14 protein-coding genes are annotated in these 23,297 nt (G+C 64.1%); 12 read left to right on the plus strand and 2 right to left on the minus strand.

Annotation, left to right across the window (positions count from 1 at the left end):
• Positions 1 to 296: 296 nt before the first annotated feature.
• Positions 297 to 1,808 carry an L-piperidine-6-carboxylate dehydrogenase gene (gene amaB / locus AC5LXX_RS18290; protein WP_493412550.1) on the plus strand — a complete coding sequence of 504 codons (1,512 nt, stop codon included), beginning with the start codon at positions 297 to 299 and terminating at the stop codon, positions 1,806 to 1,808.
• A gap of 141 nt (positions 1,809 to 1,949) precedes the next feature.
• Here the strand turns inward: amaB and AC5LXX_RS18295 are convergent, their stop codons facing one another.
• Positions 1,950 to 4,412: a DUF3772 domain-containing protein gene (locus AC5LXX_RS18295; RefSeq protein WP_493412551.1), complete on the minus strand. Its 2,463-nt coding sequence runs from the start codon at positions 4,410 to 4,412 to the stop codon at positions 1,950 to 1,952.
• 465 nt (positions 4,413 to 4,877) lie between these two features.
• Between AC5LXX_RS18295 and AC5LXX_RS18300 the strand changes: the two genes are divergently transcribed.
• From AC5LXX_RS18300 to AC5LXX_RS18330, 7 genes are all read left to right on the plus strand, one after another.
• Entirely contained in the window at positions 4,878 to 9,515 is a 4,638-nt protein-coding gene (locus AC5LXX_RS18300; protein WP_493412552.1) for an RHS repeat-associated core domain-containing protein, read from the plus strand.
• Positions 9,516 to 9,537: 22 nt separating this feature from the next.
• Positions 9,538 to 10,209 carry an Imm43 family immunity protein gene (locus AC5LXX_RS18305; protein ID WP_493412553.1) on the plus strand — a complete coding sequence of 224 codons (672 nt, stop codon included), beginning with the start codon at positions 9,538 to 9,540 and terminating at the stop codon, positions 10,207 to 10,209.
• Between the two features lie 372 nt (positions 10,210 to 10,581).
• Complete coding sequence (locus AC5LXX_RS18310; protein ID WP_493412554.1) at positions 10,582 to 11,172, plus strand: hypothetical protein; 591 nt, start codon at positions 10,582 to 10,584, stop codon at positions 11,170 to 11,172.
• Positions 11,173 to 11,634: 462 nt separating this feature from the next.
• Positions 11,635 to 13,062: an MFS transporter gene (locus tag AC5LXX_RS18315; protein WP_493412555.1), complete on the plus strand. Its 1,428-nt coding sequence runs from the start codon at positions 11,635 to 11,637 to the stop codon at positions 13,060 to 13,062.
• Positions 13,063 to 13,449: 387 nt separating this feature from the next.
• The gene (locus AC5LXX_RS18320; RefSeq protein WP_493412556.1) at positions 13,450 to 14,751 is read left to right on the plus strand and encodes a hypothetical protein; all 1,302 of its coding nucleotides are present in this window, start codon (positions 13,450 to 13,452) and stop codon (positions 14,749 to 14,751) included.
• 162 nt (positions 14,752 to 14,913) lie between these two features.
• Complete coding sequence (locus AC5LXX_RS18325; RefSeq protein ID WP_493412557.1) at positions 14,914 to 16,026, plus strand: porin; 1,113 nt, start codon at positions 14,914 to 14,916, stop codon at positions 16,024 to 16,026.
• Between the two features lie 8 nt (positions 16,027 to 16,034).
• Complete coding sequence (locus tag AC5LXX_RS18330) at positions 16,035 to 17,087, plus strand: nucleoside hydrolase (RefSeq protein ID WP_493412558.1); 1,053 nt, start codon at positions 16,035 to 16,037, stop codon at positions 17,085 to 17,087.
• A gap of 27 nt (positions 17,088 to 17,114) precedes the next feature.
• Here AC5LXX_RS18330 and AC5LXX_RS18335 read toward each other — a convergent pair whose 3' ends face one another.
• On the minus strand, positions 17,115 to 18,026 hold the full coding sequence (locus AC5LXX_RS18335) for a LysR family transcriptional regulator (RefSeq protein WP_493412559.1): 912 nt from the start codon (positions 18,024 to 18,026) through the stop codon (positions 17,115 to 17,117).
• A 95-nt stretch (positions 18,027 to 18,121) separates the two neighbouring features.
• Between AC5LXX_RS18335 and AC5LXX_RS18340 the strand changes: the two genes are divergently transcribed.
• The 4 genes from AC5LXX_RS18340 to AC5LXX_RS18355 all read left to right on the plus strand — a co-directional run bounded on the left by AC5LXX_RS18340 (position 18,122) and on the right by AC5LXX_RS18355 (position 23,293).
• Entirely contained in the window at positions 18,122 to 19,471 is a 1,350-nt protein-coding gene (locus AC5LXX_RS18340) for an NCS2 family permease (protein WP_493412560.1), read from the plus strand.
• Between the two features lie 45 nt (positions 19,472 to 19,516).
• A complete protein-coding gene (gene add, locus AC5LXX_RS18345) occupies positions 19,517 to 20,617 on the plus strand; it encodes an adenosine deaminase (protein WP_493412561.1) in 1,101 nt (366 codons plus the stop codon).
• A 259-nt stretch (positions 20,618 to 20,876) separates the two neighbouring features.
• A complete protein-coding gene (locus AC5LXX_RS18350) occupies positions 20,877 to 21,323 on the plus strand; it encodes a hypothetical protein (protein ID WP_493412562.1) in 447 nt (148 codons plus the stop codon).
• Positions 21,324 to 21,403: 80 nt separating this feature from the next.
• The gene (locus AC5LXX_RS18355) at positions 21,404 to 23,293 is read left to right on the plus strand and encodes a WG repeat-containing protein (RefSeq protein ID WP_493412563.1); all 1,890 of its coding nucleotides are present in this window, start codon (positions 21,404 to 21,406) and stop codon (positions 23,291 to 23,293) included.
• The last annotated feature ends 4 nt before the right edge of the window (positions 23,294 to 23,297 follow it).

The raw sequence follows: 23,297 nt of genomic DNA on the forward strand, positions 1-23,297 counted from the left end.
TATAAGTAACGGGGTGGCCGATTGGGTTGTTGCGTTTTCGGAATGAAGTCGTGAGTTAATATCAATAGCGGCCCGACTTGTGGCCATCGACAATGTGTTTCATGGATCGTGCCTTGCGAGGCGGGTGTGCGCCGTCCGGCCGGGCTTCCGGCGGCGGCGCAGCGCGATGCGCCGTACGGCGCACCGGGCCCGCCGCGCGGCGCATCCGCTTGCACAGGGCGCGCGAACGCGCTCCAATCGAATCACGCGGGCGGCGCTGCCGCCGCACCGATCAATCTGTCCCTGAAGAGGAAGTGATGCAATTCAACGACATTCTTGCCGCGCTCGACATCGATCTCGCCCAGTGGAAAGGCAATGTGCTGACCGCGCGTTCGCCGCTCGACGGCGCGACGCTCGCGACGCTGGCTGTCGACACGCCGGCCGATGCGGAACGCAAGATCGACGCCGCGCACGACGCATTCCTCAAGTGGCGCACGGTGCCGGCGCCGGTGCGCGGCGAACTCGTGCGCGTGTTCGGCAACGTCCTGCGCGAGCACAAGGCCGAGCTTGGCCGCCTCGTCACGCTCGAGGCCGGCAAGATCACGTCGGAAGGCCTCGGCGAAGTGCAGGAAATGATCGACATCTGCGACTTCGCGGTCGGTCTGTCGCGCCAGCTTTACGGCCTGACGATCGCGTCCGAGCGCCCGGGCCACCGGATGATGGAAACGTGGCACCCGATCGGCGTGTGCGGCGTGATTTCGGCGTTCAACTTCCCGGTCGCGGTGTGGGCATGGAATGCGGCGCTCGCGTTCGTGTGCGGTGATTCGGTCGTGTGGAAGCCGTCCGAGAAGACGCCGCTCACCGCGATCGCGTGCCACGTGCTGCTCCAGAAGGCGCTTCGCGAGTTCGAGAAGACGCATCCGGGTGTCGCGCCGGCGGAGCTGAGCCAGCTGGTGCTCGGCATGCGCGATGTCGGCGAGGTGCTGACGGCGTCGAAGAAGGTGCCGGTCGTCAGCGCGACGGGCAGCGTGCGGATGGGCCAGGAAGTCGCGAAGGTGCTGAGCCAGCGTCTTGCGCGCGGCATCCTCGAACTCGGCGGCAACAACGGGATGATCGTTGCACCGAGCGCCGATCTGGATCTCGTCGTGCGTGCCGTGACGTTCGCGGCGGTCGGCACGGCCGGCCAGCGTTGTACGACGCTGCGCCGCCTGATCGTGCATCGCAGCCTGGTCGAGCAGCTGCTGCCGCGCATCGAGAAGGCCTACACGTCGGTGAAGGTCGGCAACCCGCTTGAAGAAGGCACGCTGGTCGGCCCGCTGGTCGATCGCGCATCGTTCGACGCGATGCAGAAGGCGCTGGGCGATGCGCGCGAGCAGGGTGGCGAAGTGAAAGGCGGCGAGCGCGTCGATGTTGGCCATGCCGATGCGTACTATGTGCGTCCGGCAATCGTGCGGATGCCGAAGCAATCGGCGGTGGTCGAGCGCGAGACGTTCGCGCCGATCCTGTACGTGATGGTCTACGACAACTTCGACGACGCGATCGAACTGCACAATGCGGTGCCGCAAGGCCTGTCGTCGGCGATCTTCACGAACGACATGCGTGAAGCCGAGCAGTTCATGTCGGCGGCCGGCAGCGATTGCGGGATCGTCAACGTGAACATCGGTACGAGCGGCGCGGAAATCGGCGGCGCGTTCGGCGGCGAGAAGGAAACGGGCGGCGGCCGCGAGTCGGGTTCGGATGCGTGGAAGGCGTATATGCGTCGTGCGACGAACACGATCAACTACAGCCGGCAGCTGCCGCTGGCGCAGGGGGTGAAGTTCGACGTATAAGTGCGGGCGCCTGGCCAGGGCGCTTCGACGGTCGAATGACAAGGGCCGGTTGCCGCGGAAGCGGTAACCGGCCCTTGTCGCTTATTGCGATGCGTGCGGCGCGCCGATCGATCGCGAGCGTACCCGCTCTCAATGGCTCGCTTACGATTCGTGCCGCGTGGAGCCGTCGTTCGCCGGCATGTTCTGCACGACCAGCATCTGCGGGCTCGACAGCGTGATCCCTGCCGCGCGCAACTGCTTCAGGATCTCGAACAGCAGATCGCTCTTCGTCGAACTCGCAATCCGAGGGCTCGACACATAACCCGTCACGCTCAGCGTGATGCCTTCCGGCGTGAGCTGGCTGAACGTCACCGACGGCGCCGGCTTCTCGAGAATCGCAGGGTGCTCGCGATACGCATCGAGCAGCAGGTCGCGCACCTGCTCGGGATCGGTGTTCAGCGGGAAGGTCAGCACCAGCGTCGCGACGCCCTGCGTGCTGTTGCCCATCGTCACGTTGCGCACGTTCTGCGAGATCAACTGCGAATTCGGCACGATCACGGTCGAGCGGTCGCTCAGCTGGATCTCGGTCGCGCGCACGTTGATGCGGCGAATGTCCCCTTCGACGCCCGCGATGCTGACCATGTCACCGACCTTCACCGGACGCTCGGTCAGCAGGATCAGCCCCGACACGAAGTTCTTCACGATCTCCTGCAGGCCGAAGCCGATACCCACCGACAACGCACTGACGATCCACGCGAGGTTGCTCCACCGGACGCCGAGCAGCCCGAGCGTCATCAGCACGAGCAGCACGTAGCCGACATTGGTGAACAGCGTGATCAGCGACACGCGCATCCCCGTATCCATGCCGAGCGCGGGCATGAACTCGCCGTCGAGCCAGCGCCGCAGCGAGCGCAGCAGGTAGAAGCCGATCGCGAACCCGATCACGGCGTTCAGAATCCGGTCGGGCATGATGTTCAGGCTCTGCAGCCGCTGGCTGCCGATCATCGCGACCGCGCTGTCGAGCAGGTCGCCCGGCGTCGTGCCGAAGCCGCCCGTCAGCAGCGCGATGGCGGCAATCAGCATCAGCAGGCTCGTGCCGAAACCGGACAGGACCGTGCGCGCCTGGTCGAGGTGGCGGTCTTCGAGCGCGAACAGGTGCTTGATCTGCTGGCCCGTCGACAGGCTCGTCGAGAACAGGCTTTCGCTCGCGTCGCGCGTCAACTGGATCAGGATGTAGGTCGCGCACAGCACGATCTCGAACCACACGAGTTCGTACGTGATGAAGCGCGCGACCGTGATGTAACCGATCAGGAGTGCGATCAGCGATGCGATGATCGCGAGCGTGACGCCGGCATGGATCAGCCCCGCGAGCGTCGAGCGCTGCTCGGGCGCCTCGCCGGCCGCCGCAAGCGCGGTGCGTGCGCGGTTTGCGCGCAACAGCGATGCGCCGACCGTCAGCGCGACGACGAGCGATACGATGCCGCGACCGAACAGCGTGACCGACAGGCTGGTGTCGACGATTCGGTTGATCGATTCGAGCGTGCCCGACACCAGCAGCAGCGCAGCCAGGATGGCGGGGAACGGCTTCATCGCGAGCGCGACGGGATCGGCGAGCGCGGGCAGGCGCCACGACGGATGCTTCGTACAGAGCAGGGCGCGGCCGAGGCCGGCGATCAACGCGCAGGTCGCGGCGAGCTTCGCGAACTGGTCCCACAGATCGGTCAGCGACGGCGTGAGCTCGTAGTGGCGCGCGACGGCGAGGTAGAGGATCTGAATCGCAATGGCCGTGGCCAGGAAGGTCGACAGGGCTGTCGTCAGCGCCAGCGCGCTGCGGCGCAAACGGGAGGGCGGCAGGCGGTTCAGCGCGATCCAGGCGAGTCCGCGCTCGATGAGCCTGCGGCCGCCGAGCCACGCCGCGAATGCGGCAATCAGCAGCAGCGTGGTGATCGTCCGTTGTCCGGGCACCCACGACGAACGCAGCATGTCGAACAGTTCGCCGTTGAAATCATCGAGCCGCTGGCGGTCGTCCGGCGACAGGTGGAACAGCGGCAGCCAGAACTGCGCGCTGAAGATGCTGCCCGAACGGAACGCGAGCTGGTTCTTCAGCAGGCCGCGATGGAGCTTCGCGAACTGCTCGGTCAGGTTCGTGAGGCTGGTCTTCTGGTCTGCCGCCTGCTTCAGCGCCGCATCGATCTGCGTCTTGCGCGCGTCGAGCGTGGCCCGTTGCTTCGCGACGGCCGCCGTTTCCGGCGCGGCGCCCTCGGCCGGCGGCGGGCCGAGCACATCGAGTTGCGCCTGGATCTGCGCGCGTTGCGGCGTGAGTTCGCTTTGCAGTTTCGCGACGTCGCTGCTCAGTTCCTGCGCCGAGTCGCCGAGCGCATCGAGTTCCTTGCTGTTGGTCGACGTCGAAGTCTGCTGCTTGATGCGGTCGAGCTCGACCTGCATCTGCTTGAGTTGCGCGACGGCGTCGTTCAGCGAGATGGTCGGCACGGGCGCGCCGACGCCGCTCGCGCCCGGGGCGGAAGCGGCTGCCGGAAACGCCGACGCCGTGGCGATCGCGGCGAACTGCAGCAACGCGATCAGCGCGATCCGGCGGGCGTACGTGGAGAGTCGTTGTATGGACATGGAATTCTTACGATTTGCCGACAATGCCGGATGCCGAAAGGCAGCCGGAAGCCGGTAGTTGGCCCGGTAGCATGTTACCGGGGTGCGGAGGTGAACGACTTCCGAATCTGCGTCCGGGGTGTCTGGGAGGCGGGCATGGATGACGGCGCGGACGAAGTCCTGTTCACCCCGTCGCGTCGGGGCCGTGTCGATCGAGTCGCCTTCGGAAGGGCGCCGTTTTCAGCGTCCGGCGGCCGTTGTCGCGGGGACAGACGGTTACGAAATTTACATAAAGTCGGTGCGACGGCGAGTCGTGATAAATAGGGTTCAAACGATGAGGCCGGCTACCGGGAGGCGGACCTTTCATTTTCCCGTCGCGCAATCGTCGGTACAATGCCGCGAGCCGTGGGCAGGCCGTCCGAGACACGAGAGAAGGGGGGGGCCGCCGCACATCAAGAAACGAACAACCAGAAGAATCCTGAGAGCATGGCAGATCAAAAACTCCCTCCGGGCGCGGAGTATGAGCAGGCCACCCCGTGGTTGACCGATGTTCATCCAGACGACGTCGTCGCATCCGGCGAAGGCTTCAACGCGTGGCTGATCAGCGTGACGCATGGCTACGTGGACGTCGATCGCTTGAAGACGGTCGCGAGCATGATTCCGGTGCTCAACAACCTGATGGCGCTGGCCGATGCGCTCACCGACATCGTCTCGATCATCCGCAAGCGCGGCGGCGAACTGCTCGACTATCTCGGACTCGCGATCAACCTGATCGGCGTGATTCCATTTCCGCCGGTGCTGGCCCCCATGCGTCTCACGGCGCGGCCGCTGCTGGCGCTGATTCGCAATGAAATCCTGATTCACAAGCGCGACATCGGCGCCGCGCTCATATCGATCGTCGTCACGCATGTCCAGGCGTCATGCGCGACCGAGATCGAGGATTTCCTGACGAAGCTGCAGGCCGTGCTCAACGACGTGATCGACCACTGCGCGGCGAAAGCACGGGAGATCCTGACAAGTCTCGCGGACGGCATCGATGCGGTGTTGGCGGGGCAACTGTTCGATCCTGCGGAGAACGAGCGGCGGGCCGCCGAGTATCGTCAGCAGATGAAGAAGAGCGGATGGTTCAGCAAGGATCTGGTAACGGGGGCGTGGGGATATCTGGCCGAGTCCGAGAAGGCGCTCGGCAAGCGCGGCGTGAACGCCGCGACCAGCACGGCGGCCGGGCTCGTTCCCGAGGAGTACGTCGCACCGATTCGCCAGATTGCCGTGTCCTTGCGCACGCTCGCTCCGGTGGTGGTGGGCAAGATCAACGAGCTGAAGGGCAGCGACGAAGGCAAGCTGATGTGGCTGCTGTTGAAGCTGGTCAATGCGTTGCGGCACAAGCGCGAAGCGATGCGCACTGCATCGATCAAATCGCAGGGCACGACGGAAGCAGAGGCCCGGCGGCCGCAGGTGCCCCTTGCCGCGACGAAGAAGGAGACGCGAGCGAAAGGCTCGGGTGTGGACCACTGCGAAGAGTGCGGGGTCGGCGCGTCGGGCGGTTCGATCAGCTACGCGTTCGGCGACGAGACGTTTTCTCATGCCGATTTCGAATTGCCGGGTGCGATGCCCGTCGTCTGGATACGCGTCTATCGGTCCCGGCTGGCCGGATACGATGGCGGCGAACTGGGTGCGCGCTGGCTCTCGCCATACATGACGCGCATCGATGTTCGGGATGGCAAATGGATCTACAGCGATTCAACCGGCCGCAACATCGAATATACGGCGCTCGCGGCAGGCGCCGTTCACGACGACCGCGTGGAAGGTGTGACGCTGAGCCGGCTCGACGACACGTGGGCGACTGTCGCGTACGGTCACAATTTGCTGCACGTCTACGAGAAGCGCGGCGATTCGTTCCGTCTCGCGTTGCAGAAGGATCGCGCGGGAAATACGATCGCGCTCGATTACGATGACGCGAATCGTTTGGCGCGGCTCGTCAGTTCGGCCGGCCATACGCTCGCGTTTCGTCACGACAGCCGCGGACGTATCACGACGATCGAACAGATCGTCGACGCGAACACGCGCACCACGCTTGCCCAATACCAGTACGACGAGAACGGCGATCTCGTGCGCGCAGCGGATCGTTACGGCAACGTGCGCCAGTATGCGTACGACCGTCATTTGATCACGCGTTATACGGATCGCACCGGCCGCGGCATGAATCTCGAGTGGGAAGGGGCGGAGCGCGACGACAACACGAATGCGCGGTGCGTGCGCGAATATGTCGATGACGGCAGCCACGACATTCGTCTCATGTGGCATCCGAACATCCGCCTGACATATGTCACCGATGCGCTGGGCAACGTCACGCGGTACTACTACAACATCCGCGGATACATGTACCGGATCGCGTATCCGGATGGCACCGAGGAGTGGATGCGGCGCGATCAGGACAACAACCTGGTCATGCATGTTCATCGCGACGGCGGCATCGAGGAGATGGACTACGACGCACGCGGGAACATGACGAAGCATTACCGCGTCGACGGCGCCGTGGTCGAGATGGGTTACGACGACCGCGATCAACTCGTTCGTCTCAAGGATCCCGAAGGATGTGTGTGGGAGCGCTCTTACGATGACGCGGGTAATCTGGTCGCGCAGAAGGACCCGCTCGGGCACGAGACGAAGTATGCGTACAACGCCGCCGGGATGCCGGTCAAGATGGTCGACGCGAAGGGCGGTGCGAAGGTACTTGTCTACGATGACGCGGGACAATTGCTTCAGTACACCGACTGCTCGGGCAAGGTGACGAAGTGGCGCTACGATGCCGACGGGCGACTGGCGCAGTCGATCGATGCAGAGGGCAATGCCACGGTTTACCGGTATGGCCAGAATGGGGCGGTCAGCGAGATCTCGTCTCCAGCAGGCACCTATCGATACACGCACGATGCCGAAGGCCGTCTGCTGTCCCATACCGATCCGATGGAGCGCGTGACGCGTTTTTCATACGACGTCGCGGGGCGCGTGGCCAGCCGCGTCGATGCGCTCGGCTACACGCTCGCCTACTGTTACGACCGCCTCGGTCGCTTGACGGCGTTGACCGATGCGAATCGCGCGACCTATCAATTTCACTATGATCCGGCCGGGCGATTGCTGGAAGAAATTGGGTTCGACGGCAAGCGGACGACATACGGATACAGCGAGGGCACGCTGCAGCCGGTGAAGATCGACGAGGGCGGGGAGGTGACCGAACTCGAATTCGATCAGGCCGGCCGCATCGTATGCCGGACCTCGGGTGCGAGCAAGGAGCGATTCGCGTACGACGCCAGCGGGCGACTCATCGAGGCGCTGAACAGCCACAGCCGGACGCAGATGTTTTTCGATCCGGTCGGCAATCTGGTGCGAGAACATCATGCTTATCGGCTGTTCGGCGAGTCGCGCAGCTATGTGTGGCATCACGAATGCGACGAAATCGGCACGCGGATCAAGACCGTCCGCCCCGATGGCCATGTGCTGGACTGGTTGATCTACGGGTCGGGACACGTGCATGGGCTCGTGCTCGATGGCGAGGAGCGAATCCAGTTCGAGCGCGACGATTTGCACCGCGAAACCGGGCGGATACTGTCGAGCAAGGTGGGGCAGCAGACGCAGTACGATCCGGCCGGCCGAATCACCCGGCAGGCCATTCGGCGAGCGAATGCGCCGGCCGCGCTGGCCGAGCGCCGGTATCGGTACGATGCGGTGGGGCAGCTCGAGCATATCGAGGACAGCCGCAAGGGGCTGATCAACTATCGTTATGACCCGGTTGGTCGCCTCATCGCGGCGATCGGGCCGCTCGGCACGGAGACTTTCGCCTTCGACCCGGCAGGCAACATCATCGATCACGGCAGTCCCCGGCACGCTCGTACTCCGGGGGCGGTGAAAGCGAGTCCGGTGGTGCCGGACAGCGTGGACAGCACATTGCCGGCGGAAGTGCCGCGCGTGCTCGGGAATCTGTTGAAGGAATATGCCGGTACCCACTTCGAATACGACGCGCGAGGGAATTTGATCGGCAAGCGATCGCCGTCGGGCCGGCAGGAATACGAATGGGACGGATTCAACCGGTTGAGAGTGGCGCGTGTCGAGGAGACCGGGCGGCAGCATGAGGCGCGGTATTTCTACGATTCCTTCGGGCGCCGGATCGGCAAGGACGTGGATGGCGTGCGGACGGTGTTCGGCTGGGATGGAGATCAACTCGCCTACGAAAGCAACGAAGCCGGTGCGACGCAGTACGTGTACGAGCCGGAAACGTTCGTTCCGCTTGCCCAATATGTGACGGCGCAACCGGTCGCGGGGATCCAGACGCCGGTGTGGCAGGAAGGCGAGCCGTATGTGCCGGAGAAGGATCTGCTGCAACGTGTGCCGGAAAGACAGTCGGACGCGCATTTGTTCTATTACCACTGCGACCAGATTGGGACGCCGTTGCTGATGACGGATGAGGTGGGAGAGGTGGTGTGGGAGGCGTCGTATCGAGCCTGGGGCGAGGCGCGGGAGGTGATTGCGCGGGTGTCGAAGGCGGCGGGCGTGGAGCCGAGGAACCCGATTCGGTTCCAGGGGCAGCAGGAGGATGCGGAGACGGGGCTGAGGTATAACCGCAACAGATACTATGATCAGGTGACGGGGCGGTTCATCAGCGAGGATCCGATTGGCCTTGCAGGTGGCATCAACCTTTTCCAATATGCACCCAACCCTATCCAGTGGACCGACCCACGGGGACTATGTAGTTCTACCTTGAATCGCAATCTCGGTGGAGTGACCGGCGATCACATGCAGGCGCATCATTTGATTCCGGAGGAAATATGGGGAAAACATCAGGCGTTTTTCGACGACATTGGGTTGAAGGGAAAGCGTGACGCTAAAGAGAACGGTTTGCTCATGCCTGATAGTGAGCAAAAAGCCAAATCGATGAAACGGAAATTTTATCACTGTGGTTCGCATGCAATATATTCGGCCGGAGTCAATTTGCAGGTCGATCGTATCGAGTCCGCGTTCAAGCGTGGTGCTATTGATGCGGCACAGGCGCGCGATAAAATTTCTCAGTTACAAAATTCCAGCCGGATTTTGTTAATGTCGCCGGGGGCGAGCCCGGTTCGCATCAGTTGAGGTTGATATGTCGAACTATTACGTGTTACTCGAAAAGAAAGAGCGCGGTTGTCCGGTTGGTGCGATGCAGGGGATCGTTTATGACAAGTTTGTTGAAAACGTTCTTGATGTGAATTATGGGGAGAAGCCTTGGTATAACTATCGGGACTTACCTGGGGAAATGTTTTCGGATGATATGTTCCTAATATCTCGTGACAAGCTCATTTCATATGATATTAGAGCGAGTGGATCAAATTCCAAGTTTCATATTGTTAGCCAAGGTTTCTTGGGGATTTTGATTGACTTCTCTGTTCCCATTCGGGAAAGTCGACCCATAGCAATCGTCGATTCGAAAGGGAGGGGCATTTCAGAAAAAGAATATCGCATAATATCCTTGGGGTCTGGCGTCTATAAGGAAGATGTGCTGGAGAAGTCTTCGATAATTGGGTTGAATGAATTCGGGGACCGTTTTGTGGTTGGTTCGGTTGATTTTAAGTCGGGTTTTGAATCTGATTTCTTTAAGATAAAGGATTTGGATTTGGCGCAAAATGCAATATTTTGTTCTGAGAAATTTGTCGAGGAGGCGGTAAAAAGAAAGGTTGTTGCAGGTGTTGAGTTCAAAAGAATTGATGAAATCGATTGGGCGTCGACGTCTCCGGATAATTTTATGAATTTATTGGGAGGGGGTAGTGAACCTTTGCTTTTCATTCACTAATTCTTGTCAAAGAGTTACGGGCGTGATGCCGTATGCTGGTTCCTATTCAGCGGCTAACTGAGGTGTGCAAGGTCATTGTGCGATGCATGTCCTCGTGTTGGGGGTGGGGTTGTGTGGCGTTGCGAAGCCGACATCTGTGACCGATTATGAGGCGAGTTGCGCATAACTCAGGTTTCTCGGGTAAGTAATCAGAGAGATTTTAGTAAGGGGCTGCATGAACGGCCCTTGTTTTTTGCCGTGTCCGATCCACGTGAATCTGATCAAAAAACGCTCGCCGTCAAATGCCAGAAGGAACGGTGCTCAAGCGGGGGCAAGCAATCCAATGAGTTGCTGGGTGGTTTGTACTGTTGCGACTAAATTGGGAGGCGTCTTATGATCAAGAAAATACTTTTCTCTTCTGACTCCGCAAGTCTCGATCAAGCACATGCGGGCGGGGGGTGTCTATTGCCAAGTGGCTATCCTTGGCCGAAGGACACGAAGGGAGGAGAGCTTCTTCATCTCCTATCGATTCCTGCTGGTTGGATAGATGAATCTATCGATGGGTGGGTGTCAGTATTTACGCCATTTTCCACAGACGATCCGTTTCTGCATTGGGAGGAGTTGACGTCGGACGGTGATAACAATTCCGTTGTGATTTTTCATGATAACGACGGTGTGGAGAGAAATGAGTATTCCGGATTGGTCTCTCAGGCGAAGCGGGTTAGCCTGGGCGTTACTAATGAAGACGATTCGGATAAGAATTTCGAGTCAAAAATATGCGGAATTCCAGCCTGGCTGCAGGACAAGGAGGCGATTGTTGATCATGAGTGTCTTTTTGCAATAAATGGAGATGATTTCGATATTGTATTTGAGGAGGAGCCCGGAATTTTTTCTGATGATGTGGTTTACGTGTTTTTGAAGAATAATTTTCATGTGGCGAGTAAGCCGAGTGCTCAGGGTCTAATTACTTTTCAATTCACGTAATCTGGGCGATGTTGGAGGTGAGGCGATTGAGCGCTTGATTATTCGATAGTCGGATTTGTCGGGACGCGAGCTGTCTGCCGTGAAGTATTACGTTCTATCTCAAAGCGCGGCTCCAGGATGCCCGGCCGGCATGCTGAATGGAGCGCTATATGATAAGTGCTATCAGGATTTCGCGAATGTAGATGTTGGATACTTCCCGTGGTACGCGAACCCGTCACGGGGGAAGAAGCAAGAAAGATTTCCCGTCGACTGGCCAGCGGTGAAGCCTGTTTGACGTTGTGCTCCGTTCGCCGGCGATAGTGGCGCCGGCTTGATCCCGGCTGCTCCTGCGGATCCTCGGATGCCCCCGCACATCACCCGATTGATGTGCTCCCGCACGCGCCTCGCTAAAATGCGCGAAGCCGCTCGCCAGTTCCCCTCTGCTTGCGCCAACGACAATCAAGAATCCGGAGACTTGCCACCATGGCATCCACCCAGCCCGACCCGCTCACGGCAGCAGGCGACGCCCGCCTCACGGCGATCGACCCCGGCTCCATCTCGGCCCGCCTCGACCGCCTGCCGCCGACGCGCAGCGTCTGGAAGCTCGTCGTGCTGCTGAGCCTCGGCTTCTTCTTCGAACTCTACGACCTGCTCTACAGCGGCTACGTCGCGCCCGGCCTCGTGAAAAGCGGCATCCTGTCGGCGACGACGCACGGCCTGTTCGGCACCACGGGCGTCGCGAGCTTCATCGCCGCGCTGTTCTCCGGGCTCTTCATCGGCACGATCGCGTGCGGCTTCCTCGCCGACCGCTTCGGCCGCCGCGCGATCTTCACGTGGTCGCTGTTGTGGTACACGGCCGCCAACGTCGTGATGGCGTTCCAGGACACCGCGGCTGGGCTGAACTTCTGGCGCTTCGTCGTCGGTCTCGGCCTCGGCGTCGAGATGGTGACGATCGGCACGTACATCTCCGAACTCGTGCCGAAGCAGATCCGCGGTCGCGCGTTCGCGTGCGAACAGGCGGTCGGGTTCGTCGCGGTGCCGGTGGTCGCGTTCCTCGCGTACCTGCTCGTGCCACATGCGCCGCTCGGCCTCGACGGCTGGCGCTGGGTCGTGCTGATCGGCGCGCACGGCGCGCTGTTCGTGTGGTGGATCCGCCGCGAACTGCCGGAAAGCCCGCGCTGGCTCGCACAGCAGGGGCGCGTCGACGAAGCCGATCGCATCATGCGCGCACTCGAGGCGAAGGTCGAAGCCGAGTACGGCCGGCCGCTGCCGACGCCTGCGCCGGCCGAGCCCGTGCCGCCGCGCGGCAGCTTCCGAGACATGTGGGTTGCGCCGTATCGCAACCGCACGATCATGATGACGATCTTCAACGTATTCCAGACGGTCGGCTTCTACGGTTTCGCGAACTGGGTGCCGACGCTGCTGATCAAGCAGGGCATCACGATCACGTCGAGCCTGATGTATTCGAGCGTGATCGCACTCGCGGCGCCGATCGGCCCGCTGATCGGCCTCGTGATTGCCGACCGCTTCGAGCGCAAGTCGGTGATCGTCGCGATGGCGGCGGCGATCGTCGTGTGCGGGTTGTTGTTCAGCCAGACGACGGTGGGCGCGTTCCTGATCGTGCTCGGCATCGGCCTCACGCTCGCGAGCAACATCATGTCGTACAGCTTCCACGCATACCAGGCCGAGCTGTTCCCGACGTCGATTCGCGCGCGGGCCGTCGGCTTCGTCTATTCGTGGAGCCGCTTCTCGGCGATCTTCTCGTCGTTCGTGATCGCGGCCGTACTGCGCGGCTTCGGCACGTTCGGTGTGTTCGCGTTCATCGCAGGCGCGATGGTGATCGTGATGGCCGCGATCGGTTTCATGGGCCCGCGCACGAAGGGCATCGCGCTGGAAACCATTTCGAAGTAGTCGGCAGGTGCGCACGCGTGTCGCCTCGTTTATGCGGCATGCGTGCGATGTGGTGTCAATGCGGACATCGCATCGCCATAATGATTTGACATGCGAATTGATTGTGCCGGAGCATGCGTTTCGTATCGAAGGCACGGGCGCCGGGGTCCGCGCGCCAAACCGTCCAACCTATAAGCGTGACGCGCAACGAAGCCGCAAAGGGCAACGAGTTGAAACAAAGCGTGACGAAGCGAAAAACTGCCGTAGAACCACGACTTTTGCCGCTGCTGAATCCTGCACTGACGCGTAAAATGAAGGGCCTGACGACTCATTAGCCGCCATCGGACCGCACGCGTTGCATCAGCGAACGGCTCCGCCGCAAAGAGGCGTCGGCGCCGGGCGCACACGATGCGCCGGACGTGTCGATGGCTCGCGCGGAAGATGCGCCGCTCGCAACAGCACCATGCGGCGGCCGGATCGGCCGATGGCTTCGAACGTATGATCCTTTCCAGCCCGAAGCGGCCATTTGCGAAGCCGAACCGTCTTGCCCGCGCGGTGGCCATGTACGTGTGGCTTGCGGCCGCGCTGCCGATTTCCATTCTTGCCGGGCGGCCGGCCTTTGCCGCGTCCGACGTATCGTCGCCGGTTGCTACGTCATCCTCATCAGCTGCGTCGCCCGCGTCGGCGGTTTCTCATGCGCATCCAGCCTCGGCTGCGCATGCGTCGTCGGGCGCATCGTCCGCGCCTGCGGCGCCCGCCGCGTCACATGCGCATCCCGCGGAGCCGGCCAGCACGGCATCGGGCGCATCGGCTGCTTCCGCAACATCCGCAGCGGAACCGGCGTCGGCCGCATCGGCGCCCGCGGCCAGCGAGGCTGAAGCACCCGCGCCGACCCCGCCGCGTCGCCATCCGCCACTCTCGGCCGATGAAGCAAAGAACGCAACGGAGCGCGCGGTCGACATGCGCAAGCGCTTCATGCAGGAAGTCACGCGCCGCCTGAACGTACCCGCGAGCGAGCAACGCGCCTACGGCGAGCGGCTCCAGAAAGCACTCGTCGATGCGGACCTCGGCGACCTCGCCGGCGAATACGTCGCGATGGTCGACCGCACACCGAACGTACAGGCGCTCTTCATCTACTTCCGCGCAACACCGGCCAACGCATGGATGATGATCGGCGCATCGCCGGTCGGCACCGGGCTGCCGGGCAAGTACGATCACTTCCTGACGCCGCTCGGCGTGTTCCATCACTCGCCCGACAACATGGATTTCCGCGCGGAAGGGACGACGAACGAGAACGGCATTCGCGGCTACGGGCACCGCGACATGCGTATCTACGACTTCGGCTGGGTCGACGGCGAGCGCGGCTGGGGCAAGGGCGGCGTGTCGCCGATGCGCTTCCAGATGCATGCGACCGACCCAGACCGCCTCGAAGCGCTGCTCGGCATCCGGCACTCGAAGGGCTGCGTGCGGATTCCGGCGTCGCTGAACACGTTCTTCGACCGTCACGGGCTGCTCGACGACGACTATCAGGCGCGCGTCGAGGCCGGCAAGTCGCTGTGGGTGCTGCGCCGCGATCGCGACATCACGCCGATCGCGGGCCGCTACCTGGTCGTGATCGACAGCGCGCGCAAGGCCCGCCCGGCCTGGGCGCCGATGCCGGGGCGCAAGGCATGGTCGAAGGTGCCGAAGGGCGGCGACACGGCGGACTGACCGCCGGTGCGCCGGCCTGGTGGAGATGCAGGGATGAGAATAAATCCGTTTTATTGAACCATAACAAAAGCAAACTTTTATTATCCGATCGGGATTCGTATAGTCGGGTCCAGTTTCGCGGAACCCTGCCGCGCCTGGACCACCACCGACCACACGACCCGCATGAAAACTCTCTACAAGCTCGCTCCGCTCGCGATGCTCGGCGCCTTCGCGACCCATGCCTGTGCGCAAAGCAGCATCACGCTGTACGGTCTCATCTCGGCCGGCGTCGGGTTCGCGACCAACCAGGGCGGCAAGAACGCCTGGCAGGCGCTGTCCGGCACGAACCAGAATCCGCGCTGGGGGCTGAAGGGCAAGGAGGATCTCGGGCAGGGGCTGTCCGCGGTCTTCCAGCTCGAAAACGGCTTCAACGTGATGACGGGCACGGCCGCGCAGAACGGCCGCGAATTCGGGCGCATGGCCTACGTCGGCCTTGCCGACCGCACCTACGGCTCGCTGACGTTCGGCCGCCAGTACGATGCGATCCACGACTACATCGGGCCCGTGATCATCGCGAGCAACGGCGTGAACATCGGCGACAACGACAACGGCTACAACGACATCCGCGTGCAGAATTCGGTGAAGTACGTGAGCCCCGTCTATTACGGCCTGAAATTTACCGCGCTGTACGGCTTCAGCAACGCGACCGGTTTCGCGAACAACAGCGCATACAGCTTCGGGCTCGGCTACGAGCAGGGCGCGCTACGCTGGAGCGCGGTCTATGCGCAGTACAACCATCCATACAGCGCGACGAACCAGGACGGTGCGATCGCGAACGACTACGCGTCGCCGCTGCTGATCTTCAGCAAGAGCGCGATGACGCCGGCGGCGTACGCAAGCCGGCAGCGGATCGCGGGCACGGGCGGCTTCTACACGATCGGCCGCGCGCAGTTCGCCGCGATGTTCACCGACGTGCGCTACGATTACCTCGACAATTCGCACCTGCACCTGCAGAACCTCGGCGTGAACGTCGTCTACACGATGACGCCGCAGCTCTTTCTCGGCGCCGCGTATGCGTTCACGAACGGCAAGTACGACGTGATCGACAAGCGTCCGAAATGGCACCAGGTGAACCTGCAGGCCGACTACTTCCTGTCGAAGCGCACCGACGTCGCGCTGACGGTGATCGCGCAGCAGGCGGCCGGCGACGCGGACCATGCGCAGATCTTCGCGTACGCACGCTCGACCGGCACGCGCCAGATGATGGCAACGCTCGGCGTCCGGCACGTTTTCTGAGTTCGACCATGACCCATCCGATCGCATCCCGCCGCACCTTCCTGAAACTGTCCGCTGCGCTGGCCGGCACCGCGCTGCTGCCCGAAGCGGGCGCGTTCGCGGCCGGCGGCGACGCCGCGCGCCGCACGGTGATCATCGATACCGACCCGGGGCAGGACGACGCCATCGCGATCCTGCTCGCGCTGGGCGCGCAGGACCGGCTCGACGTGCGCGCGCTGACGGCCGTTGCGGGCAACGTGCCGCTCGACCTGACCGAACGCAATGCACGAATCATCCGCGACTGGGCCGGTCGCACGAAGACGCTGCCGGTCTACGCGGGCTGCCCGCGTCCGCTCGTGCGCGACCTCGTGACGGCCGCGAACGTGCACGGCAAGACAGGGCTCGAAGGCGTCGAACTGCACGAGCCGCGCGCGCCGCTTGCTGCCGGTCACGCCGTGTCGTACCTCGTCGATACGCTGAGCCGCGCGGCGCCGAACAGCGTGACGCTGTGCGCGCTCGGCCCGCTGACGAACATCGCGACCGCACTGGTCGAGGCGCCGCAGATTCGCGGCGCGCTGCGCGAGATCGTGCTGATGGGTGGCGCGTTCTTCGAGCGCGGCAACATCACGCCGGCTGCCGAGTTCAACATCTACGTCGATCCGCAGGCGGCCGAAGTCGTGTTCGGCAGCGGCGTGCCGATCGTCGTGCTGCCGCGCGACGTCGCGGTGAAGGCGCCGATCACGCCGGCGCGCGTTGCGCCGTTCCGTGCACTCGGCAACCGTTGCGGCGCGATCGTCGCGGACATCATGGATGCCGAGCTTGCATACAACAAGAAGCGGCGCGGCGTCGAAGAGGCGCCAATGTACGACCCGACAGCCGTCGGTTATCTCGTCGACCCGACGCTGTTTGGCGGCCGGAAGGTGAACGTGGTGGTCGAGACGGCCGGGCAGTGGACGCTTGGCGAGACGATCGTCGACTGGAACGGCCGCAGCGGCCGCGCGGCGAACGCGACGTGGGTCAACGAGATCGACGCGGACCGTTTCTATGCGACGCTCGTCGAGCGCATCGCGACGCTGCCCTGAGCACGGGCCGTTGCAACGCAATCGGGATCAGATGTGTTTCGCAATCCACTCGCGGCATGCGCGCACGTGCGGGCCGCGATCGTCGGCGGCGAGCGAGATCAGCGAGATCGCGCGCGTGACGCGCGGTTTGTCGACGCGCAGCGCGACGAGTTCGGGATCGTGCAGATGCATCGTGTAGAGGCTCGGCAAGACGGCGGTCGCGAGGCCGTTGCGCGCCAGCGCGTAGAGCGGCTCGGTGTACTCCATCCGGTACGTGACGTTCAGGCGCAGCTTTTCGGTGCCGCCGGTGCGATGCAGCGATTCACTGACGCTGCCGCGCACGAATACCGCGAGCTCGCGATCGACAAGCTTCGCCCACGTGACGCTCTTCGCGCGGGCGAGCGGATCGTCATGCCGCACGACGATCACGATCTCGTCCTCGAACAACTGCTGGTAGCGCAGCGTGCCGTCGTCGCTGTCCGGCTCGCGCACGCCGATGCCGAGATCCGCGACGCCGTCGCGCACGGCTTCGACGAGCGCGCTGTTCGGCAAATCGGTGAGCGTGAAGCGCAGCGTCGGGTGCGTGCCGCGCAGTGCGTTGAGCGCGGGCAGCAGGCGGCCCGCGACCGACGGGATGAACGCGATGCGCACGGTCTGGATGCGTTCGCCGATGAGCCGCGTCATGTCGTCGAAAGTGCCGCGCGCCTGGTTGAGCAGGCGTTCGGCGAGCGGCAGCACGGCTTCGCCCGCCGTGGTGAGCGTGAGGCGATGCGCGGTACGCGCGAACAGGCGGCCGCCGAGCAGGAATTCGATCTGGCGGATCGACGCGGTGAGCGCGGGCTGCGTGAGCGACAGCGCCTGCGCGGCCTGCGTGAAGCTGCGTGCGTGGGCGAGGACGACGAAGTGCTGGACCTGCCGCAGCGTGAGCGCGGGCAGCAGCGACGAGCGGTCGGACGACATCGGGCAATGACGGTCGGGATGCGGTACGCGGCAGTATAAGACCTGCGCCGCGGAAAACGACACAGGACAATATTCGGAATCACAGGAGAACCACCATGTCAGCGACTGACACGATCCCGGTGCGCGCGCCGGCCAACTGGCTCGAACGTCGCTTCGCGCTCGCCGCGCGCGGCACGAACGTGCGCACCGAGACGATCGCGGGCGTCACGTCGTTCCTCGCGGCCGCGTATCTGCTGGTCGTGATCCCGTCGCTGCTCGCGACGGGCGGCATGGAGCGCGGCGCGGCGACGACCGCGACCATCATCGTGTTCGTGCTGTTCACGACGCTGATGGGGCTCTACGCGAACCTGCCGTTCCTCGTCGGCCCCGGCATCGGCGGCTCGGTGATCATCGGCGTGACGCTCGCGACGACGGAACACGTCGGCTGGCAGACGGGGCTCGGCATCGCATGCGTGTCGGGCGTGCTGTTCTTCCTGCTGACGATACTTGGCGCACGCGGTGTCGTCGTGCGGCTGATACCGGTGCAGATCAAGCTCGGGCTCGGCGCGTCGGTCGGGCTGTTCGTCACGATGCTCGGGCTGCGCAATGCAGGCATGGTCGTCGCGAACGCGAAGACCAACGCGTTCGCGCTCGGCGACTTCTCGCGTCCGGGTGCGCTCGTCGCGCTGATCGGCGTCGCGGTGGCGATCGTGCTGCAGGCGCGCAAGGTGCCCGGCGCGATCCTGATCGCGATCCTCGTCGCGGCCGCGGCCGGCGTGCCGCTCGGCGTCACGCACCTGCCCGCGTCGTTCATGTCGCTGCCGCACAGCATCGCGCCGATCGCGTTCAAGCTCGATATCGGCAGCGCGTTGAGCCTGGCCGCCGCGCCGTACCTGTTCGCGTTCTTCGCGGCGGAATTCTTCTCGACGCTCGGCACCGCGCTCGCGGTCGGCGCGAAGGCGAACCTGCTCGACGAACACGGCAACCTGCCGAACATCAACCGGCCGTTCCTCGTCGATTCGCTCGCCGCGACGCTCGGGCCCGTGTTCGGCATTCCCGCGCTCACCGCGCTGATCGAATCGGCTGCGGGCGTCGAGGCCGGCGGTCGCAGCGGACTGTCGTCGCTCGCCGCAGCCGTGCTGTTCGCCGCGATGCTGCTGTTCGTGCCGGTCGCGCTCGCGATCCCGAAAGAGGCGACCGCACCGGCGCTGATCCTGATCGGGCTGTCGATGTTCGCGACGATCCGCCATACACATTTCGACGACTTCACCGACGCGCTGCCCGTGATGTCGATGGTGCTGCTCACGCTGATGTCGAACAGCTTCGGCACCGGCATTGCGGGCGGGCTGCTGTGCTACGTGCTCGTCAAGCTGCTGGCCGGCCGCTGGCGCGACGTGTCGTGGGGGCTCGTCGTGCTTGCGATTCCGCTCGGCTACTACTTCTGGACCGTCGTGAAGCCGCACTGAGAGACGGCTTTCGCGACGCAATGGCACTACCTGAAAGAGACTGACATGAAGGCAACACCAGGCAACGTCCCGGCCGCGCGCACGGGCATCGAGATCACGCCGGCCCATCGGGCGTTCTTCCACGCACTGCCGAAGGTCGAGCTGCATTGCCACCTGCTCGGCGCGGTGCGGCACGACACGTTTATCGCACTCGCGGAGCGCAGCGGCGCGCCGATCGAGCGCGCGGAGATCGACGCGTTCTACGCGCGCGGCGAGAAGCCGGTCGGCGTGCTGCACGTGCTGCGCGCGCTCGACAAGTACCTGCTCACGCAGCCCGACGACCTGCGGCGGATCGCGTACGAGTATCTGGAGGACGCCGCCGCGCACAACGTTCGGCATGCAGAATTCTTCTGGAATCCGACCGGCACGGTTCGCGTTTCGGGCATTGCGTATGCCGACGCGCAGGCCGCGATCGTCACCGCGATCCGCGATGCCGCGCGCGACTTCGGGATCGGCGCGCGCCTGATTCCGAGCGTCGACCGTGAGCAGGATCCTGACGAAGCCGTTGCGATCGTCGAGTGGATGAAAGCGAATCGCGCGGACGAAGTGGCAGGGATCGGCATCGACTATCGCGAGAACGACCGGCCGCCGGAACTGTTCTGGAAGGCGTACCGCAATGCGCGCGCGGCCGGCTTCCGCACGACCGCGCATGCGGGCGAGTTCGGGATGCCGTGGCGCAACGTCGAGACGGCCGTCGACCTGCTGCAGGTCGATCGCGTCGATCACGGCTATACGATCGTCGACAACCCCGAGCTGTGCGCACGCTATGCGGAGCGCGGGATCGTCTTCACCGTCGTGCCGACGAATTCGTACTACCTGCGCACGCTGCCGCCGGAGCAATGGGCGGAACTGCATCCGATGCGCAAGATGCCGGGGCTCGGGTTGAAGATCCATCCGAACACCGACGATCCGACGCTGCACAAGGTGAACCCTTCGGAAGCGTGGGAACTGATGTTCAGCCATTTCGGCTTCACCGTGGCCGAGTTGAAGCAGTTCGTGCTGAACGGGATCGACGGTGCGTGGGTCGATGACGCGACGAAGGCGGCGTGGCGTGGGGCGTGGGCGCCGGAGTTCGACGTGCTGGCCGATATGTTCGCGGCGGGCTGAGCGCGCCCGCGCATGCTTTCCGGCCGGTCGCTCGACCGGCCGTCACTTCGTCCAGACGGCCCCGGGCCGTGCACGGCCGGAGCAGGATGCCGCGCACGCGTCCTGTCGTCTCTCCGCACCGCACCGCGCTGCGCGCGTCAGGCTGGCATACCTCGATCGCATTCGCTATATTGGCGTCCGGCAGCGCCCGGGCGTGTCGCTGCCGCCGCGCGCGCCTGCGCCGGCATTCCGACAATAATTCGAATCTGAGAGGCTCCACGTGCGTATCCCCGTTTTCTGTCTGATGTTGTTCGTCTCGCTGTCCGCGCGAGCCGGCAGTGCCTGCGATGGGCTGCTGGGCGATTACGCGCCGGCCGCCGGCAAGCCCGCGACCCTGCGGGTGGAGAAGGCGGGCGACGGCTTCGTGCTGCGTGCGCGTGATGCCGGCCGCTGGAGTACCGAAACGGCCCCGGCGCGCGTGGCGGAACTCGATATGGACGGTCCGGAGAAGCCGCCTGCCGACGCATGCGTGCTCGACGTGCCGGGCGGCGAGTTGATCAGGATGCCGATCGGCTCGCCCTATCAGGTCACGTCGATCACGGGCAGCAACTTCACGACGAAGCATTCGACCACGGGTTTCCTGCTGTTGATGGTGCAAGGCTTTCAGGTCGACGGCATCGAGCTCCATCCGGTCGCGCGCAGCGGCGATTCGCCGACGGCGCCGTGAAGGCGGTTGCCGCGCGCTGACGGCGCGCGGACCGGCGGGTTGCTGCACACGACGACACGACAACGAGGCGATTCCTTCCGATGGGCAATCGAGCATGGCTGTATCTCCAGTCAGGTGACGGAGACGACGCGCGAACGGTCGAGTTCGCGGAATCCAACAATCACTTCCCGCTGCTGTGGCGTGTGCTGCTCGCCGACGGCGGCGCGGGCGACGCGATTACCGATCAGCGCGTGTTCGGCGACGCGGGCACGCCGAATCTTTCCAGCGACGCACGCGCCGCACATGCGCGCATCAGCCGGCTCGCGGCGTTCGTCACCGCGTATCCGCTGCCGGGCGACGATCCGGCGCTCGCGCGCCAGTTCGATGCGCTCGTGCGCCATCTCGGCGAGTCGATCGATGCGCTCGGTGATGCGCAAGGTGCGCCGCGGCTGTCCGCGAACCTTGACGAGCTGTCATGGCTCGACGACAGCGATCCGGACGATTTCATCAACGACGAACGCGACAACTGCACGCGACTGTGGTGGCAGGTCGCGAACTGCATGGACTTTCGCGATGTGCGCGGCGTGCGCGATGCGCCCAAGATCGATACACCCGCGGACTGGGGCGACTGGGCGTGGGGCTTCGGGTTCGGCGGCGTGTCGCATCACTATTTCCGGCGCCAGAAGCCGCCGCGCGGCGTGACGTTCGCCGAGATGTTCGACGCCGGCGAACTGCACGGCAACTGGCTCGATCACGACACGTTCAGCTTTCGCGGGCGCAACGGACTGTGGGGCGTGCGGCGCGAAACCGACGATGCGTGGGACGTGATCGTGCCGCCCGAGTGGACGAACCTGTGGGCGAGCGGCGCACGCGACGACCGGCTGCTGTGGGCCGCGAGCGACGGGAAGGTCGGCTTGCTGCTCGCCGATGGCGACGGCGGCGAGACGCGGATCGTGCGCGAACCGGCGTTCGACGCCGTGTGGGATTTCAGTGGTGACGTCACATGCGTACGCGTGGGCGAGCGGTTCGGGCTCGTGCGGACGGACGGCACGTGGGTGCTCGGACCGACGCTCGACGATTTCGGCGAATTCTCCGGCGGTCTGGCGTCCGCGAGCGTGGGCGGCCGCTGGGGCTTCGTCGATACGCACGGCGCGTGGGCGATTCCGCCGCGTTTCGACGATACGCACGAGTTCGTGAACGGCACCGTCGTCGCGGCATGCGAAGGCGAGCGCTGGGGGCTGGTCGGCCGCGACGGGCAATGGCTGACGAAGCCCGAATGGGCGTCGCTCGAATGGTCGTCCGAGTGCGGCGCGTTTCTCGCACAGCGGGACGACGATCACGTCGGTCTCGTCGACCTGAACGGTCGCATGGTCGTCGAGCCGCGTTACGCGGAAATCGCGAAGCTCGACGACACGCCGACGGAGCGCGTGGCAGACCTGGGCGCGATCCGCCATATCGTGCGGCGCGACGACGGGCGTTGCGCGATCGTCGACGGGCACGGCCGCGCGTTGGTGCCGTTCGATTTCGTGAACCTCGGTGCATTGTCGTGGTTGCCCGAGGACGAAGCGGTGCCGGGTGCGCTGTCCACGCGTTTCGCGCTCGGCGTCCTGCCGGGCGAGCCGGTGCAGCTGGCGATCTGCGATCTCGATACGGGGGCGACGATCGTGCACGGGCCGTACGACGATGTATCCGGCCTGTCCTGGGGCGCTGATCACGGCTGGCTGGCCTATGTGCAGGACGAAGACGGCGACGACGTGCACGCGACGATATTGCGTGCGGACGGCACCGTCCTGCATCCGGCCCGTTACATGCGGATCGGCGACGGCGCGCTGTTCGACGGGACGGCGCAGGCATTCCTGATGCCGTGGTATGTCCGCCGCATTGCGATCGCGCAGAACTGGCGCAACGGTGAGCCGGTGGCGGCTTTGCGCGACGACGGCGTACCCGTCTGGCTGTATGCGGACGGGCACGTGTCGACGACGCGCCGGTAAAACG

This window comes from Burkholderia torrens (genome assembly GCF_984668525.1).

Excerpts from the sequence above, each read along its gene's own strand:
- AC5LXX_RS18320 (WP_493412556.1), top strand. The coding sequence starts at position 13,450 with ATGCGCCGGACGTGTCGATGGCTCGCGCGGAAGATGCGCCGCTCGCAA.
- AC5LXX_RS18325 (WP_493412557.1), top strand. The coding sequence starts at position 14,914 with ATGAAAACTCTCTACAAGCTCGCTCCGCTCGCGATGCTCGGCGCCTTC.
- AC5LXX_RS18300 (WP_493412552.1), top strand. The coding sequence starts at position 4,878 with ATGGCAGATCAAAAACTCCCTCCGGGCGCGGAGTATGAGCAGGCCACC.
- amaB (WP_493412550.1), top strand. The coding sequence starts at position 297 with ATGCAATTCAACGACATTCTTGCCGCGCTCGACATCGATCTCGCCCAG.
- AC5LXX_RS18295 (WP_493412551.1), bottom strand. The coding sequence starts at position 4,412 with ATGTCCATACAACGACTCTCCACGTACGCCCGCCGGATCGCGCTGATC.
- AC5LXX_RS18330 (WP_493412558.1), top strand. The coding sequence starts at position 16,035 with ATGACCCATCCGATCGCATCCCGCCGCACCTTCCTGAAACTGTCCGCT.
- AC5LXX_RS18315 (WP_493412555.1), top strand. The coding sequence starts at position 11,635 with ATGGCATCCACCCAGCCCGACCCGCTCACGGCAGCAGGCGACGCCCGC.
- add (WP_493412561.1), top strand. The coding sequence starts at position 19,517 with ATGAAGGCAACACCAGGCAACGTCCCGGCCGCGCGCACGGGCATCGAG.
- AC5LXX_RS18310 (WP_493412554.1), top strand. The coding sequence starts at position 10,582 with ATGATCAAGAAAATACTTTTCTCTTCTGACTCCGCAAGTCTCGATCAA.
- AC5LXX_RS18355 (WP_493412563.1), top strand. The coding sequence starts at position 21,404 with ATGGGCAATCGAGCATGGCTGTATCTCCAGTCAGGTGACGGAGACGAC.
- AC5LXX_RS18335 (WP_493412559.1), bottom strand. The coding sequence starts at position 18,026 with ATGTCGTCCGACCGCTCGTCGCTGCTGCCCGCGCTCACGCTGCGGCAG.
- AC5LXX_RS18340 (WP_493412560.1), top strand. The coding sequence starts at position 18,122 with ATGTCAGCGACTGACACGATCCCGGTGCGCGCGCCGGCCAACTGGCTC.